Raw genomic sequence first — 14,488 nt, forward strand, 5'->3', positions numbered from 1 at the left:
TTCAATATCCCAAGCGTATCGCGCCACTGAACACGCTGGGCAACGCCGGGCCTATTCGACCGCGACGGAACCCTCCTTGGGCGAGATGTAAGCCGGGTCGTGCGCGAACGGCAGTGGCCGCCCGTCGCGCAACGCATCCAGAACTTCAGCGAACCCGGTCTCACACCGAAAGCCGAGTCTTTGCTCGGCGCGGCCGGCGTCATAGATGCGGCCAATAGTCCTGGGAAGTTCCCATCCCTTCGCCTGGTATAACTTCGTTGCATCCGGGAAATGATGTGCAATTACTGCCGGCGCATCGCGTTTTAGTTCGGCGCATTCGTCACGCGCAAACGGTGTCGGCGCCGATACAATGAAGGTGTCGAAGCCGATTTCCGGCGCCTTTTCAAGCGCAAACAGGTTCGCACGCGCGGCGTCTTCCACCGTCAGCCGGCGATGGAGCAGCTCGTTGGCCTTCATGTTCTCGCCCGAAAGCGCGCGGTGGGTGTCGTCCTCCTCGGGGAAGAAGCGGCTGGTGCGCAGCACCACGCAGTTGAGCCCGTCGTTCAGCCAGGCCAGCCGGCAGAGCTGCTCGGCGGCGAGCTTGGTGACGCCGTAGATGTTGCGGGGCTCGATCGGGCCCGATGCCTCGTCGAGCCACACCGCCGCGTCGCCCGCCTCGTCGCGGATCGCCTGGCTGATCATCAGCGAGGTGGTCGAGGTGAAGACAAACCGGTCATGCCCCGCAGCCTTGGCCGCCTCGAGCAGGTTGAGCGTGCCGCTGACGTTGACGTCGATAAACGCCTGGGCCGGATAGCGAACAATGTCCGGCTTGTGCAGCGCCCCGCCATGGATCACCGCCTCGATCCCGTGCTCGGCGAAGATGCGGTCGACCAGCGCGCGGTCGGCCACCGATCCGATCACATCGGTGTCGGCGCCTGGCGCGATGTCGAACCCGACCACACTGTGCCCGTGCGTGCGCAGCAGCGGCGCAAGGAAACGGCCGAGCCAGCCGGACGAACCTGTCAGGAGGATTTGCATGGGGTGGAGATAGTTGAACCATCCCGCCGCTGAAACCGCATTCGTCATCCCGGCGAAAGCCGGGATCTCAGGCGAAGGCACGGGGAACAAGTCGCACGAGATCCCGGCTTTCGCCGGGATGACGGCTATTTGGCTAGGAAAGCACCGGCACCGGCGAAGCCTTGGCCTCCGCCGGTTCGTCGGCATCGGCCCAGTCGGCGCGCCGCTTCACCCGGAAGTTGAGGAACAGCACGGGCAGCTTCAGGAACAACAGCTCGGAATGGATGAAGGTATCGATCCCGCGCTCCCACCATTTGGGGTCGCGCTTGCCGTTCGCCTTGAGCCAGCCGTCATAGGGCGCCCAGTGGCTCGGCTCGTCCTTCTCGATGATCCGGAAGATCTTCATCAGCACCTTGTCGCCGGTGACCAGCGGATGCCGGAGCAGGATCTCCACCTGCTTGTGCCCGCGCTGCTCGGTCAGCGAAATCACGCGGCAAAGCTTCTCGAACTGATCGTCCTCGGCGATGATCCGCTTTGTATCGAGCTCGTCGATCGTGCGGCGGAACATGATCTCGACGAAGCGGTCGATATGGCCGCAGGTGCGATCGACCATCAGCGGCATCCTGCCCTGCAGCTCGAACCAGCGCTTGAACATGACATAGTGCTTGCGCTCGTCGGCGCGGTGCTTCTCGATCGCCGCGATCAGCGCATGATCGTCGGGCGCGCGCGCCTTCACCGCTTCGAGCACCCGGTCGATGCTGGTGTACCCGCGATGCTCGTTATAGATGTAGATCGAGCCGAGCAGGTCCAGATAACGATGGCGGAACCAGGCTAGCATGGCCGGGAGGCTACGCCGTTGCGCAGCCCCCCGCCAATGAATTCGCGTCCATGTTCCTGGCCGGAGCTCAGGCGGTGGCGAGCGCCACGTCGTACTTCGCCGTGGTCTTCTCCGCCACCTCGGCCTCGCTCACGCCCGGCGCCAGCTCGACCAGGCGGAAGGGCGAATCATGGTCCGGGCGCTGGAACACCGCGAGATCGGTGATGATCATGTCGACGACGTTCTTGCCGGTTAGCGGCAGGTCGCAGACCGGCACGAACTTGGGCGCGCCGTCCTTCGAATTATGCTCCATCACCACGATGATCTTCTTGACCCCGGCGACCAGGTCCATCGCGCCGCCCATGCCCTTGATCATCTTGCCCGGGATCATCCAGTTGGCGATGTCGCCGGTCTCGCTGATCTCCATCGCGCCGAGCACGGTCAGGTCGATATGCCCGCCGCGGATCATCGCGAAGCTCTGCTCCGAGCCGAAATAGACCGACTGGGGCAGCTCGCTGATCGTCTGCTTGCCGGCGTTGATCAGATCGGGATCCACCTCGTCGTCATAGGGAAACGGTCCGATGCCGAGCATGCCGTTCTCCGACTGGAGCGTCACTTCGACACCCGCGGGGATGTGGTTCGCCACCAGGGTGGGGATGCCGATGCCCAGATTGACGTAGAAGCCGTCCTGCAGCTCCTTCGCGGCGCGCGCCGCCATCTCGTCGCGGGTCCAGGCCATCTTACTTCTTCTCCTCGGCCGGATCGGCCCATTGCTTGTCCTTGGGGAACACCTCGTCCATCGAGCCCTTGAGGCCCGAGCCGTAAACCGGGTTGGGCAGGACGAACCAGCCACGCCCCCAGAGCGGCGCGATCAGCGTGTTCGCCGTGGTGTTGCGGCGCACGGGGACCGACAGGTCCTTGGCGTTGAACAGGTCACTGAAGTCGCCCAGTTGGTCGCCGCCCATCGCCACGATGCAATAGCGCTCGGCGATCTTCCAGCGGCGCTCGTCCTTGCCGCTCGGCGCCCCATCCTCGCGCAGGATCAGCGTGTCGCCGATCGTCACCGGGCCGAGCCCCGCCTTGTTCAGCGCTTCCGCAGTGAACGCCGCCGTGCTCGCGGTGCGGTTGGAATTGTAGATCACGGTGATGCCGTCGCTGCGGATCGCCGCGATCGTCTCGGCGGCGCCAGGCACCGCCTCCACCTTGTCGGCGCCGGTCTCTTCCCAGCGCGTCCAGCGATTCTGGTCATAGCCGGGGCCGCGCCGCGCCGCATCACTCTCGAAGCCCAGGTTGAGCAGCACAGTCTCGTCGACGTCGAACACCACCGCCATCGGCCGCTTGCCGCAGGTTTCGAACCGGGGCGAGGTCAGCGTCGAATCGCGGGTGAGCACCACCGAGCTGATCTGGCTCTTGTCGCGGCGATAGCGCAGCTCGTTGTGCAGATAATTCCACAGCGCGGCATAGGCCTGGAGGCTGAGCGCCGATCCCTCGCCCGATCCGTAGAGGAACTGCATCTCGGGCGGTACGCTGCCCGGCGCCGGCGCCGGCGTGGCCGGCGCAGCGACCGTCCCGTCGGGCGCGGGCAGCGCGGTCATGCCGACGATCTGCACCTTCTGGCCGTCCGCGGTCGTATAGACCTGGCCCGGCTGGGGTGCGGGCGCCTGCTGCCCGCGCTTGCGCTTCTTGCCGGACTTGTCCTGCGTGACCTTGAGCACGCCGGCGCCCGCCGCCAGCGGCGCGGCGGCCACTGCGGCGACGCAGCCCGACAGGGCGGTCGCAGCGAGCGCCAGGCCCGCGATCGCAGCCGCGCGGCTCATGCGGTCTCGCGCGACCGGGTGGTGCGGAACTCGATCTTCTTGTCGTAGGGCGCGCCGATGATCATCCGCTTCACATAGATGCCCGGCAGGTGGATCTGGTCGGGATCGAGGCTGCCCACCGGCACCACTTCCTCCACTTCGGCGACGCAGACGCGCCCCGCGGTCGCCATCGGCTGGTTGAAGTTGCGCGCGGTCTTGCGGAAGATCAGGTTGCCGCTCTCGTCGGCCTTCCAGCCCTTGATGATCGACAGGTCGCTGCGGATGCCGCGCTCGAGGATATAGTCCTCGCCGTCGAAATTCTTCACTTCCTTGCCCTCGGCCACCAGCGTGCCGACGCCCGTTTTGGTATAGAAGCCCGGGATGCCCGCACCGCCGGCGCGGCAGCGCTCGGCCAGCGTGCCCTGGGGGCAGAATTCCACCTCCAGCTCGCCCGACAGATACTGGCGCTCGAATTCCTTGTTCTCGCCGACATAGGACGAGATCATCTTCTTCACCTGGCGGGTGCGCAGCAGCTTGCCGAGCCCCTCGCCGTCGATGCCGGCATTGTTCGATGCGATGGTCAGGTCCCGGGTGCCGGCATCGCGGATCGCGTCGATCAGCCGCTCAGGGATGCCGCACAGGCCGAAGCCGCCGGCGCAGATCGTCATGCCGTCGAACAGCAGCCCTTCCAGCGCTGCTTCGGCGTTGGGGTAGAGCTTCTTCATCGGCGATTCTCTCCTGACTTCGCCGCGGGCGATAGTCCGGCGCTCAAGCTCCGGTCAAGCGAACCTGAACCGACTTTCAACTTTGCGGGTCTCAGGGATCATAGGGCCAGGGGTTCGAGCGGGCGCGCGAACCCTGGCGGAGCAGCTCCTCATTGGGATCGCCCTCGCTCGGGACGTAGCGGCCCTGCCCTTCGTCCCAGCGCTCGATCGGCGGGCGATTGGCGCCCTGCTCCTCGGCGCGACGGCGGCCCTCCGCGGCGGTATGCGCGTTGACGCGCCGCATCTGCCGCCACATCGCGCGCATCAACAGGAAGGTGCAGCCAAAGACGATGGCTACCCCGGCGAACGGCAAGATGATTTCCCCATGGCGGCAAGGTTCGCATGGCCCGCACACCCCCGCAAGACGGAGGCCGAACCGATCTCGTGCCAACCTGAACAGAACATGATCAGAATCGCAGGTGTGGCACAATAGCAACACAGCTGATTTGTAATTAAATTGCCATATTGCGCTGCGGAATCGGACGCCTACGTAGAAGCCCGGATGGCCATCCGAACCTGAGTAAATAAGTCCAAAGGTAGGAAATATAATGCGAATTCTCGCAGTGTCCGCGCTCGCCCTCGTGGCAGCCACCGCAACCCCCGCGTTCGCGCAGGACAGCAGCTTCTCCGGCCCGCGTATCGAGGCCGAGGGTGGCTGGGACCATGTCGGCTCCGAGGGTGATGGCCGCTCGGGCTTCGTCTATGGCGGCGCCATCGGCTATGACAAGCAGTTCAACAACGTCGTGATCGGCGCCGATGCCGAGATCACCGGCGCGACCACCAAGGAAGACGTCGTCGAAGCCGGCCGTGACCTTTATGTCGGCGGCCGCGCGGGCTTCGTGGTCGGCGGTTCGACCCTGCTGTACGGCAAGGCCGGCTACACCAACGCCCGCGTCAGCGTCGCTGACGACGGCCACAACTATGACGGCTATCGCCTCGGCGCCGGCGTCGAGAAGAACTTCGGCCGCTTCTTCGGCAAGGTCGAGTATCGCTACTCGCGCTACGAGAAGATCGACCTGAACCGCGACCAGGTCGTCGCGGGCCTGGGCGTTCGCTTCTAAGCGAACCGATCAATCCGGACAGCAAGGGGGCCGCGCGGGCAACTGCGCGGCCCTTTTCCGTTGAGGGCCCCGCTACGCCGCCGGCCCGTCCTCCAGCATGATCGAGCGCTGTGGCGTGCGATCGCCATAGCTCTGCTCAGCCACCTTCGCCCCCGCCGCGCGCAGCGCGTCGGCGCGGTCGGCCGATTTCACGCCGACGATCGCCGCCTCGAACTTCATCGTGCCCGCAAAGGCCGGCACCGCGCGCACCCGCTCCATCCAGGCGGCGGTGCGCGGCCAGCGCGCGGCGTCGATCTCGAACCCGGCGAGCGAGGCGTTGCGGAAGAAGCAGGCATAGGTGACGTCTGCGGTGCAGACATGGTCGAACAGGAACCCCTCCCCCGGCGCCCGTGCCTCGATCCAGTCGAGCGCTTCCGGAAGATCCTGCTTCACGGTCTTCTCGATCAGCGCATGATCGATCTCGCGCTTCCACACATAGGGGACGATCGTCTTCTGGTAGAAGAGCCGCCAGATGATCAGGTCGCCGAGCCGGCTGTCGGCATATTCCTCCATCCAGCGCGCCTTGGCGCGATCGGCGGCGCCCCTGGGCATCAGCGGCGGCTCGGGCCAGCGCTCGTCGACATATTCGGCGATCACGGTCGAATCGTTGAGCACCAGTTCGCCGTCGACCAGCACCGGGATGCGGCGCAGCGGGCTCACCCGGGTGAAGTCCGCAGTGCCGTAGAAGGGCACGATCGGATCGAGCGCGTAGTCGACGCCCTTGTGATCGAGCGCGACGAATACCTTGCGGGCATAGGGTGAGACATGATTGCCAATGATCAACATGGCCCAGGGGGTTACGCTCCCCGCCGCGGCCGGTCTAGACAGGGGCCATGACCGCGAAACGAACCGGGGGCCGGATCCTCGTCGACAATCTGGTCGCGCAGGGCTGCGACCGTATCTTCCACGTGCCGGGTGAGAGCTTCCTCGCCGTGCTCGACGCGCTGCATGACACGCCGCAGATCGATGTGGTGACCTGCCGCCAGGAAGGCGGGGTGGGCTTCATGGCCTGTGCCGATGGCGCGATGACGCAGCGGCCGGGCGTCGCCTTCGTCACCCGCGGCCCGGGCGCGACCAACGCCTCGATCGGCGTCCATGTCGCGATGCAGGATTCGCAGCCGATGCTCCTGTTCATCGGCGACGTCGATCGCGGCATGCGCGACCGCGAAGGCTTCCAGGAAGTCGACTTCCCCGCGATGTTCGCCCCGCTGGCAAAGTGGGCAACGCGGATCGAGGACGCGCGCCGCATCCCCGAATATGTCGCGCGTGCCTGGGCGGTGGCGACGTCGGGCAGGCCCGGCCCGGTGGTGATCGCGCTGCCTGAGGACATGCTGCGTGACGAGGTGGAGGCGATCGACCGGCCCGAGCTCGCCCCGCCGCTCCAGGCGCCCGATCCCTATGACCTCGACCAGATCTTCGCGCTCCTCGCCCAGGCCAAGCGCCCGGTGGCGATCATCGGCGGCGCAGGCTGGGATGCCGAGGCCGGCGAGGACTTTGTCCGCTTCGCCGAGCGTATCGCGCTGCCCGTCGCCGGCGCCTTCCGCCGGCAGGACGCGATCCCCAATGCCTCGTCCGTCTGGGCGGGCAACCTCGGCTATGGCCCCAATCCCAAGCTGGTCCAGCGGATCAAGGACGCCGACCTGCTGCTCGTCATCGGCGCCCGCCTCGGCGAGGCGACGACCGACGGCTATGCGCTGATCACCCCCGATCATCCGGGCCAGACGCTGATCCACGTCCACCCCGATCCCAACGAGCTCAACCGCACCTATCTCGCCGACCTGCCGATCTGCGCACGGCCTTTCGAATTCGCCGTCGCGCTGGCGGCCGAGGAGCCCGAGCTGCCCCGCTTCGATGCCGAGGCCGCGCATGCCGAATGGGTGGAATGGTCCACTCCCAAGCCGCGCGAGGGCGTGGCGCTCGACCTTGGCCAGTGCGTCGCGGCGATGCGCGCGACGATGCCGGCGGACACGATCATCTGCAACGGCGCCGGCAATTTCTCGAGCTGGTGGCATCGCTACTGGCCCTATGCCGCCCAGCCCTCGCAGCTTGCCCCCACTGCCGGCGCGATGGGCTATGGCGTGCCCGCCGCGGTCGCCGCCGCCTTGCGCTTCCCCGATCGCGCCGTGGTCGCGCTCGCCGGCGACGGCGACTTCATGATGAACGGCCAGGAGCTCGCCACCGCCGTCCAGCATGATGCGGACCTGATCGTGCTCGTCATCGACAATTCGACCTATGGCACGATCCGGATGCACCAGGAGCGCGAATATCCTGCGCGCCTCTCGGGCACGACGCTCCGCAACCCCGATTTCGCCGCGCTCGCCCGCGCCTATGGCGGTTGGGCGGAGACGGTGGAGACCACGGCGGAGTTCGCCCCAGCACTCGATCGGGCGCTGGCGCAGACGGGCCTGCGGCTGCTCCATCTCAAGACCGATATCGAGTTCATCACGCCAGGGCTGACGGTCTCGGGCCTGCGGGGCAAATAAAGCCGCCGGCCCGCCGCTTCGCTGGCCCCGCCCCCGCTATAATGGGCAAAGGGCAATCGAAGAGGCAGAGACATGGGCTGGCGGCACCTGCACGTCGGGCGCAAGGGCGACAATCTCACCATCCAGAACCGTCAGGTCTGGAAGGAAGAATGGCGCTGGATCAACGCCGAGACCGTGCGCCTGCCCGATCCGCTGATCGGCTCGGACATCCTGTCGCACATGATCTGCGAGATCGGCCCGCAGAGCCGCCCCACCCGCTTCGCCGCCGTCAAGCTGCAGAGCGAGCTGTGGAGCTTCTACATTCCGGATTGAGCGGTGGACCGGCATTTCGCTGGTCTCTCTTCTTTCCCCGGACCCCGGCCTTCTCCGGGGGAAGGAAACGTCCGCGCGTTAGTCCAACAACCACGACCGCTTCCCCGGCGCGCCCGAGACCAGCGGGTCGTCCGGCGGGGCAAGGCGCAGCTTCGCGCCGGCCAGCGGCTTGCCGCTGATCCGGTCGACCACCATCGGCTCGACCAGCGTCTCGGTCTCGGTATCGACCAGCCGGCTGGTGCCGCCTTCGCCATTGTGGCGCCGCCCCCACTCGCCGATCACGTGCAGCACCGGCAGGAAATCGCGCCCGGCCGCGCTCAGCACATATTCGTCGCGCGGCGGGCGCTCGCTATAGCGCCGCTTCACCACCAGCCCCGCCTCGCCCAGCGCGCGTAGCCGCGCGGTGAGGATGTTGGGCGCAATGCCCAGGCTGGTGCGCAATTCCTCGAACCGGCTCAGTCCGAGCGACAGGTCGCGCAGGATCAGCATGCTCCACGCATCCCCCACCTTGGCGAGCCCACGGGCGACCGGGCAAAAGCCGGGCAATTTTTCTTCTCTTCCATCCATTGCATAATGATAGTGACTCACTATTAAATTGCAAGCGACTCGATCTCCGGGCCGCTTCGGAGACGAACCATGACTGTTTCTTCGCTCGGCACCGCCCTCATCACCGGCGCCTCGACCGGCATCGGCGCCGTCTATGCTGATCGGCTGGCCGGGCGCGGCCACGACCTGATCCTGGTCGCCCGCGACGTCGCGCGCATGCAGGCGCTCGCCGAACGCCTGACCGCCGAGACAGGCCGCCGCATCGAAGTCCTTCCCGCCGACCTGACCGACGGCGACGATCTTGATCGCGTGGCGAAGCGGCTGGCCAACGACGCGGACATCAGCCTGCTGGTCAACAATGCCGGCATGTCGCTCAATGGCGGGCTGCTCGACAACGAGGCCCCGGCGATCGAGCGGCTGGTCGCGCTCAACATCACTGCCCCCGCCCTGCTCGCCGCCGCGGCCGGCAAAGCGTTCAAGGCGCGCGGCAAGGGTGCGATCATCAACATCGCCTCGGTGCTCGCGCTGGCGCCCGAGATGTTCGACGGCACCTATTCGGGTTCCAAGGCCTTCCTGATCAACCTTTCCGCCTCGCTCGCCGCCCAGCTCGAGCCGCTCGGCGTGCGCGTCCAGGCCGTGCTGCCCGGCGCCACCCGCACCGAGATCTGGTCCAAGGCAGGCAAGGACGTCGACAGCTTCCCGCCCGATTTCGTGATGGAAGTCGATGACCTGGTCGATGCGGCGCTTGTCGGGTTCGACAAGGGCGAGACCGTGACGATCCCCCCGCTGGCCGATGAGGGGCTGTTCACAGCCTATACCAACGCCCGGCTGGCGATGGGCCCGTTCCTGTCGAAACGCGACGTGGCGCCGCGCTATCGGGAAACGGTGGAAGCCTGAGCCACAACGTCACCCCGGCGAAAGCCGGGGTCTCAGGCGGCCAGCTCCCACGGCACGAGATCCCGGCTTTCGCCGGGATGACGTTATTGTGCCAACCCCGCCGCGATCTCCTTCCAGACCGCATCGCGCTTTCGGCGCAGTATTTCCACCACCGTCCGCCCCTCGCCATCGGGGATGTCCCCGCGCGCGCCGGCACGGACGAACATCGCGAAATGCCCGGGCGCGCTGCCCTTTTTCAGCATCAGGTGCAGCGCGGTGCGGTCCTGCTTGTCCTGCGCATCGGGGTTGGCGCCGCCCCGCAGCAGCTCCTCGACCGGGCCGAACTTGCTCCAGCCCACTGCGCCGAGCAGCGGCGTGTCGCCGCGTTCGACCCCCTCCTCGATATCCGCGCCATGATCGAGCAGCAGCCGGATCGTCGCGCGATCCTCGTTCCAGGCAGCAGCGAACAGCGAATAATTGGGATTGCAGCCGTGCTTCAGCAGATACTCGGCCAGCGGATAATTCAGCCCCCGCGCGATAGAGAACCACAGCGGCGTCGCCTGCCAGCTGCCTTCGGTGAAGGCGGCATCGTCAAGGCCAAGGCCCAGGCCGAGCAGCAGTTCCGCCATCTCGATCGGCGTGCCGGGCACCGAGCAGGCCAGGTGCAGCCAGTTGCGCCCGCGCTCGTCGCGATACCCGAGCAGATCGGGGCGCGCGGCCAGCCCGTCGCGCACTGCGTCGACCAGGTGCCGGCGTATGCTGTCGGTGAGGCTGGTCTTCGAAACCATGCCGCATGATAGGCGCGAAACCAGCGCAAACGAAGAGGCCGTCCCGGTTGCCCGGAACGGCCTCACCCCAGCCTAGCTGGGCAATCAGATATCGTCGCCGAGCGCGCCCTTCACCTTGCCGATGAACTGCTGGCCCTTGCCCTTCAGCTCCTGCGCGGCGCCTTCGGCCTCCAGCTTGTCGTCGGAGTGGGTGCGGTTGGGATCGTCGGCATCGCCCGCCATCGCCTGCTTGGCCTTGCCAACCATCTCGTTGACGTTGCCCTTGATCTTGTCGGTAAGTTCACCCATGATTCCAGTCTCCTAGCCGCGGATTGGCGCCTGACCGCGCTTGTGATCCGTTCGACTGAAACAACGGTCCGCGCTGGAAATGGGTTCCGTCATGCCAGACCGGATTATCGAACATTATGAGCGACATGCGCATGCGTTCGATCATGCGCGGCGCAAGACGTTCGTCGAGCGGGCCTGGCTGGACCGTTTCCTGCTGGGCGTGGCCAGGGGGGCGCCGGTGCTCGACCTGGGCTGCGGCGCCGGCGAGCCGATCGCGCGCTATATCCATGATGCCGGGCATCCGATCACCGGGGTCGACGCTTCCGAAAAGATGATCGCGCTGTGCCGCACGCGCTTCCCGCGCGAGCAGTGGGTCGTGGCGGATATGCGCCGGGTGGCGCTCGACCGGCTCTATGGCGGGATCATCCTCTGGGACAGCGGCTTCCACTTGCCCGCCGACGACCAGCTTGCACTGATCGAGCGACTGGCGCCCTGGCTCGCGCCGGGCGGCGCGATGCTGTTCAATACCGGGCCCGGCCGCGGCACAGCGATGGGCGAGCAGTTCGGCGAGGAAATCTTCCACGCCAGCGCCGATCCGGCGGAGTACCGCGCGATATTCTCTCGAACCGGGCTGTTCGAGGTGGCGTACAAGCCCGAGGACCCGGGCGCGGGCGGGCGCTCGGTATGGCTGGTGCGGCGGCCGCATTAGGCAGCGGCGCTTCCACCAACCCCTCGTCACCCTGAACTTGTTTCAGGGTCCAACGCGCCACGAACGATATCCCTCGCGGTTCCTTGGATGCTGAAACAAGTTCAGCATGACGGGCGAACTAGGGCGCCACCTTCCCCAGAAACGCGATCACCGCGGCCCATACCGGCTCGGCCCCATCCTTGTTCTTCGCGCGCAGCAGCGTGGAGGAACCATGCACCCCGCCCTGCTTGGGCACGAACTGCTCCTTCTCGCCGGGCACCGCATCGAGGATGACGCGGGTGTCGTCGATCTCGTGCCCCTCCTGCGCGGAGGTGGCGAACACCGGCGCCTTCACCTTGGCGGCCGCCTTGGCCACCAGCGTCTTGTCGTCGAAATATTCGCCCGGCGAGAAGGCCATCACTGCCTTCACCGCGCCGGGATGCTCGGCAGCGAGCAGGAACACCAGCGAGGCCGAATAGCTGCTTCCCCACAGGATCACCGGCAGCTTCTTCGTCTCCGCCCAGGCGAGCGCCGCCTCGAGGTCCTGCTTCGCGACGAGATAGTCGGCCGGCTTGCCCAGCGCCTTCACCGTCTCGTTGTCGCCGAACAGGTCGCCGCCGGCGCGCTGGTCGATCCGCAGCGAGGCATAGCCCCAGGTCGCGAGCCGGGGCGCGATCGTGGCATATTCGTCCTTGCCCGATCCCGCCTGGTGGAAGAGCAGGATCAGCGCCTTGGGCTTCTCCACCCCCGTATATACGCCGAAGACTTTCGCGCCGTCCGCCGCGGTGAGCGCAACCGGCTCGGCCGAGATCGCCCGCGTCTCCTTGGGCACATTGGCAGGCTTGGGATGGCAGGCCGACAGCGAAAGCAGCGCCAGCGCGGCGGCGGCTGCCGCGCGCATCAGATCAGCCCCGCCAACGGGCTCGACGGATCGGCGTAGCGGCGCTTGGCCATCCGCCCGGCGCGATAGGAGAGCCGCCCGGCCTCCACCGCCGCCTTCATCGCCGCCGCCATCATCACCGGGTCCTTGGCCTCGGCGATCGCGGTGTTCATCAGGATGCCGTCACAGCCAAGCTCCATGCCCACCGCCGCGTCGCTCGCCGAACCGACCCCGGCATCGACCAGCACCGGCACCTTGGCCCCTTCGACGATCAGCCGGATCGTCACCTGGTTCTGGATGCCCAGCCCCGAGCCGATCGGCGCGCCCAGCGGCATGATCGCCACTGCGCCGGCATCCTCGAGCCGCCTGGCGGCGATCGGATCGTCGACGCAATAGACCATCGGCTTGAAGCCTTCGTTGGCGAGAATTTCCGTGGCACGAAGAGTCTCGACCATGTCGGGGTAGAGCGTCCGCGCCTCGCCGAGCACTTCGAGCTTCACCAGCTCCCAGCCGCCCGCCTCGCGCGCGAGGCGCAGCGTGCGGATCGCCGACTCGGCGTCGAAGCAGCCGGCGGTGTTGGGCAGGTAGGTGATCTTCTTCGGGTCGATATAGTCGGTGAGCATCGGCGCCTTGGGATCGCTGACGTTCACGCGCCGGACGGCAACCGTGACGATCTCCGCGCCCGAAGCGGCGACCGCGGCGGCGTTTTGCTCGAAGTCCTTGTACTTGCCGGTGCCGACGATCAGCCGCGAGCGGAAGGTCTTGCCCGCAACGGTCCATGTGTCCTCATCCACCGGGCCGCCATGGTCGCCGCCTCCGACGAAATGGACGATCTCCAGCTCGTCGCCGTCCTCGACCATCACCTGGTCGAGCGTCGAGCGCGGCACGACCTCGAGGTTGCGCTCCACCGCCAGCTTTGCGGGCACCAGCCCCAGTTCCTCGGCGAGCTGGGCGATGGTCAGGCCGGCCGTCACCCGCTTGTGCTCGCCGTTAACGGTGATGGAAACGGTGCCGTCGCTGTGCATGAACTGTCCTTGGATATTTGATCGGGAGCGCGGGCTCATATAGGGAAGCCGCTCCCGCGCCCGCAACCGAAAGGCTTGGCCTTGGCCGATACGATCTACGTCCTCAACGGTCCCAACCTCAATCTGCTGGGACTGCGCGAGCCGGAGATCTACGGTTCGGACACGCTCGACGACATTGCCGGGCGCCTGGAAGACCGGGCGAAGGAGCTGGGGCTCGAGATCGACCTTCGCCAGTCGAATCACGAAGGCCATCTGGTCGACTGGCTGCACGAGGCTCAGGCGCGCGGCGCGAAGGCGGTGCTGCTCAATGCGGGTGCGTTCACCCATACCAGCCTGGCGCTCTACGACGCGATCCGTTCGATCAAGACGCCGGTAATCGAAGTACATCTCTCCAACCCGCTCGCGCGGGAGGAGTTTCGCCACCACAGCTATGTCGGCATGGCCGCCAAGGGAACCATCGCCGGTTTCGGGGCGCTATCCTACATGCTTGCGCTTGAAGCCGCCGCGCTCCTCTGACAAAGGGCGCGGTTTCATCGGAAGACGAGATCAAATGGCAGATAAGAACGACAAGACGGGCGCCATGCAGGTTGATATCGACCTGGTGCGGCAGCTCGCCGCCGTGCTGGACGACACCAACCTTACCGAAATCGAAGTCGAGGACGGTGATCGCAAGGTGCGCGTCGCGCGCACCGTGCAGGTAACCCAGAACGTGTTGGGGGGCGCTCCCGTGATGGCAGCCCCTGCGGCTGCCCCGGTAGCAGCGCCCGCAGCAGCCGCTCCGGCCGCCGAGCCTGCGCCTGCCGCCGCGCTCAACGCCGTCAAGTCGCCGATGGTCGGCACCGTCTATCTGGCGCCGAACCCCGAGGCGGCGAACTTCGTCGCGGTCGGCCAGGCGGTGAAGGCCGGCGACACGCTGCTGATCATCGAGGCGATGAAGGTGATGAACCCGATCCACGCCACTTCGGCCGGCACGGTCAAGGCGATCCTGGTCGACAACGGCCAGCCGGTCGAGTTCGACCAGCCCCTCGTCGTCGTCGAATGACCCCTCCCCCGTTCGCCCTGAGCTTGTCGAAGGGCGCGGTTCCGCGAGCGATACGCCGTGGGAGAGCCGTGCTTCGACAAGCTCAGCACGAACGGACTCTTTTGGCCT

General features: G+C 66.7%; 19 protein-coding genes. 7 read left to right on the plus strand and 12 right to left on the minus strand.

Annotated elements, in window-relative coordinates:
* Window positions 1–51: 51 nt before the first annotated feature.
* The 6 genes from P6144_RS14385 to P6144_RS14410 form a co-directional block, all read right to left on the minus strand.
* The gene (locus tag P6144_RS14385) at window positions 52–1,017 is read right to left on the minus strand and encodes an NAD(P)-dependent oxidoreductase (protein ID WP_277768928.1); all 966 of its coding nucleotides are present in this window, start codon (window positions 1,015–1,017) and stop codon (window positions 52–54) included.
* 133 nt (window positions 1,018–1,150) lie between these two features.
* Entirely contained in the window at window positions 1,151–1,834 is a 684-nt protein-coding gene (locus P6144_RS14390) for a ferritin-like domain-containing protein (RefSeq protein WP_277768473.1), read from the minus strand.
* Between the two features lie 67 nt (window positions 1,835–1,901).
* Entirely contained in the window at window positions 1,902–2,552 is a 651-nt protein-coding gene (locus P6144_RS14395; protein ID WP_277768475.1) for a 3-oxoacid CoA-transferase subunit B, read from the minus strand.
* 1 nt (window position 2,553) lies between these two features.
* Window positions 2,554–3,630, minus strand: coding sequence for an HAD family acid phosphatase (locus P6144_RS14400; RefSeq protein ID WP_277768476.1), 1,077 nt, complete (start codon window positions 3,628–3,630; stop codon window positions 2,554–2,556).
* Complete coding sequence (locus tag P6144_RS14405; RefSeq protein ID WP_277768477.1) at window positions 3,627–4,334, minus strand: CoA transferase subunit A; 708 nt, start codon at window positions 4,332–4,334, stop codon at window positions 3,627–3,629. Before P6144_RS14405 ends, P6144_RS14400 begins: the two co-directional genes overlap by 4 nt.
* A 91-nt stretch (window positions 4,335–4,425) precedes the next feature.
* Entirely contained in the window at window positions 4,426–4,686 is a 261-nt protein-coding gene (locus P6144_RS14410; protein WP_277768479.1) for a hypothetical protein, read from the minus strand.
* 235 nt (window positions 4,687–4,921) lie between these two features.
* Here P6144_RS14410 and P6144_RS14415 point away from each other — a divergent pair, with 235 nt between their 5' ends.
* Window positions 4,922–5,434 (plus strand): outer membrane beta-barrel protein, encoded by a 513-nt coding sequence (locus P6144_RS14415; protein ID WP_277768480.1) that lies wholly within the window; start codon window positions 4,922–4,924, stop codon window positions 5,432–5,434.
* A 72-nt stretch (window positions 5,435–5,506) separates the two neighbouring features.
* On the opposite strand, the gene P6144_RS14420 is transcribed toward P6144_RS14415, so the two are convergent.
* The gene (locus P6144_RS14420) at window positions 5,507–6,259 is read right to left on the minus strand and encodes a glutathione S-transferase family protein (RefSeq protein ID WP_277768482.1); all 753 of its coding nucleotides are present in this window, start codon (window positions 6,257–6,259) and stop codon (window positions 5,507–5,509) included.
* A gap of 47 nt (window positions 6,260–6,306) precedes the next feature.
* On the opposite strand from P6144_RS14420, the gene P6144_RS14425 reads away from it, so the two are divergent.
* Entirely contained in the window at window positions 6,307–7,956 is a 1,650-nt protein-coding gene (locus P6144_RS14425; RefSeq protein ID WP_277768484.1) for a thiamine pyrophosphate-binding protein, read from the plus strand.
* A gap of 72 nt (window positions 7,957–8,028) precedes the next feature.
* Window positions 8,029–8,268, plus strand: coding sequence for a hypothetical protein (locus tag P6144_RS14430; protein ID WP_277768485.1), 240 nt, complete (start codon window positions 8,029–8,031; stop codon window positions 8,266–8,268).
* A 78-nt stretch (window positions 8,269–8,346) separates the two neighbouring features.
* Here the strand turns inward: P6144_RS14430 and P6144_RS14435 are convergent, their stop codons facing one another.
* The gene (locus P6144_RS14435; protein WP_277768487.1) at window positions 8,347–8,814 is read right to left on the minus strand and encodes a helix-turn-helix domain-containing protein; all 468 of its coding nucleotides are present in this window, start codon (window positions 8,812–8,814) and stop codon (window positions 8,347–8,349) included.
* Window positions 8,815–8,904: 90 nt separating this feature from the next.
* On the opposite strand from P6144_RS14435, the gene P6144_RS14440 reads away from it, so the two are divergent.
* Window positions 8,905–9,711, plus strand: coding sequence for an SDR family oxidoreductase (locus P6144_RS14440; RefSeq protein WP_277768489.1), 807 nt, complete (start codon window positions 8,905–8,907; stop codon window positions 9,709–9,711).
* 83 nt (window positions 9,712–9,794) lie between these two features.
* Here P6144_RS14440 and P6144_RS14445 read toward each other — a convergent pair whose 3' ends face one another.
* Together P6144_RS14445 and P6144_RS14450 are read right to left on the minus strand one after the other, a co-directional pair.
* Window positions 9,795–10,478: an ankyrin repeat domain-containing protein gene (locus tag P6144_RS14445; protein ID WP_277768491.1), complete on the minus strand. Its 684-nt coding sequence runs from the start codon at window positions 10,476–10,478 to the stop codon at window positions 9,795–9,797.
* 84 nt (window positions 10,479–10,562) lie between these two features.
* Window positions 10,563–10,766, minus strand: coding sequence for a CsbD family protein (locus P6144_RS14450; protein ID WP_277768493.1), 204 nt, complete (start codon window positions 10,764–10,766; stop codon window positions 10,563–10,565).
* 91 nt (window positions 10,767–10,857) lie between these two features.
* Here P6144_RS14450 and P6144_RS14455 point away from each other — a divergent pair, with 91 nt between their 5' ends.
* Window positions 10,858–11,454 carry a class I SAM-dependent methyltransferase gene (locus tag P6144_RS14455; protein WP_277768496.1) on the plus strand — a complete coding sequence of 199 codons (597 nt, stop codon included), beginning with the start codon at window positions 10,858–10,860 and terminating at the stop codon, window positions 11,452–11,454.
* Window positions 11,455–11,572: 118 nt separating this feature from the next.
* Here the strand turns inward: P6144_RS14455 and P6144_RS14460 are convergent, their stop codons facing one another.
* Together P6144_RS14460 and thiS are read right to left on the minus strand one after the other, a co-directional pair.
* The gene (locus P6144_RS14460; protein WP_277768497.1) at window positions 11,573–12,334 is read right to left on the minus strand and encodes an alpha/beta hydrolase; all 762 of its coding nucleotides are present in this window, start codon (window positions 12,332–12,334) and stop codon (window positions 11,573–11,575) included.
* Entirely contained in the window at window positions 12,334–13,338 is a 1,005-nt protein-coding gene (gene thiS / locus P6144_RS14465; protein WP_277768514.1) for a sulfur carrier protein ThiS, read from the minus strand. The genes P6144_RS14460 and thiS overlap by 1 nt, the downstream gene beginning before the upstream one ends.
* An 81-nt stretch (window positions 13,339–13,419) precedes the next feature.
* Here thiS and aroQ point away from each other — a divergent pair, with 81 nt between their 5' ends.
* Window positions 13,420–13,854, plus strand: a complete 435-nt coding sequence (gene aroQ, locus P6144_RS14470; protein WP_277768515.1) for a type II 3-dehydroquinate dehydratase — start codon at window positions 13,420–13,422, stop codon at window positions 13,852–13,854.
* A gap of 34 nt (window positions 13,855–13,888) precedes the next feature.
* On the plus strand, window positions 13,889–14,380 hold the full coding sequence (gene accB / locus P6144_RS14475; RefSeq protein ID WP_277768516.1) for an acetyl-CoA carboxylase biotin carboxyl carrier protein: 492 nt from the start codon (window positions 13,889–13,891) through the stop codon (window positions 14,378–14,380).
* Window positions 14,381–14,488: the final 108 nt, after the last annotated feature.

It is taken from the genome of Sphingomonas sp. HITSZ_GF (genome assembly GCF_029543155.1).
In the GTDB taxonomy this organism is placed as follows: domain Bacteria; phylum Pseudomonadota; class Alphaproteobacteria; order Sphingomonadales; family Sphingomonadaceae; genus Sphingomonas.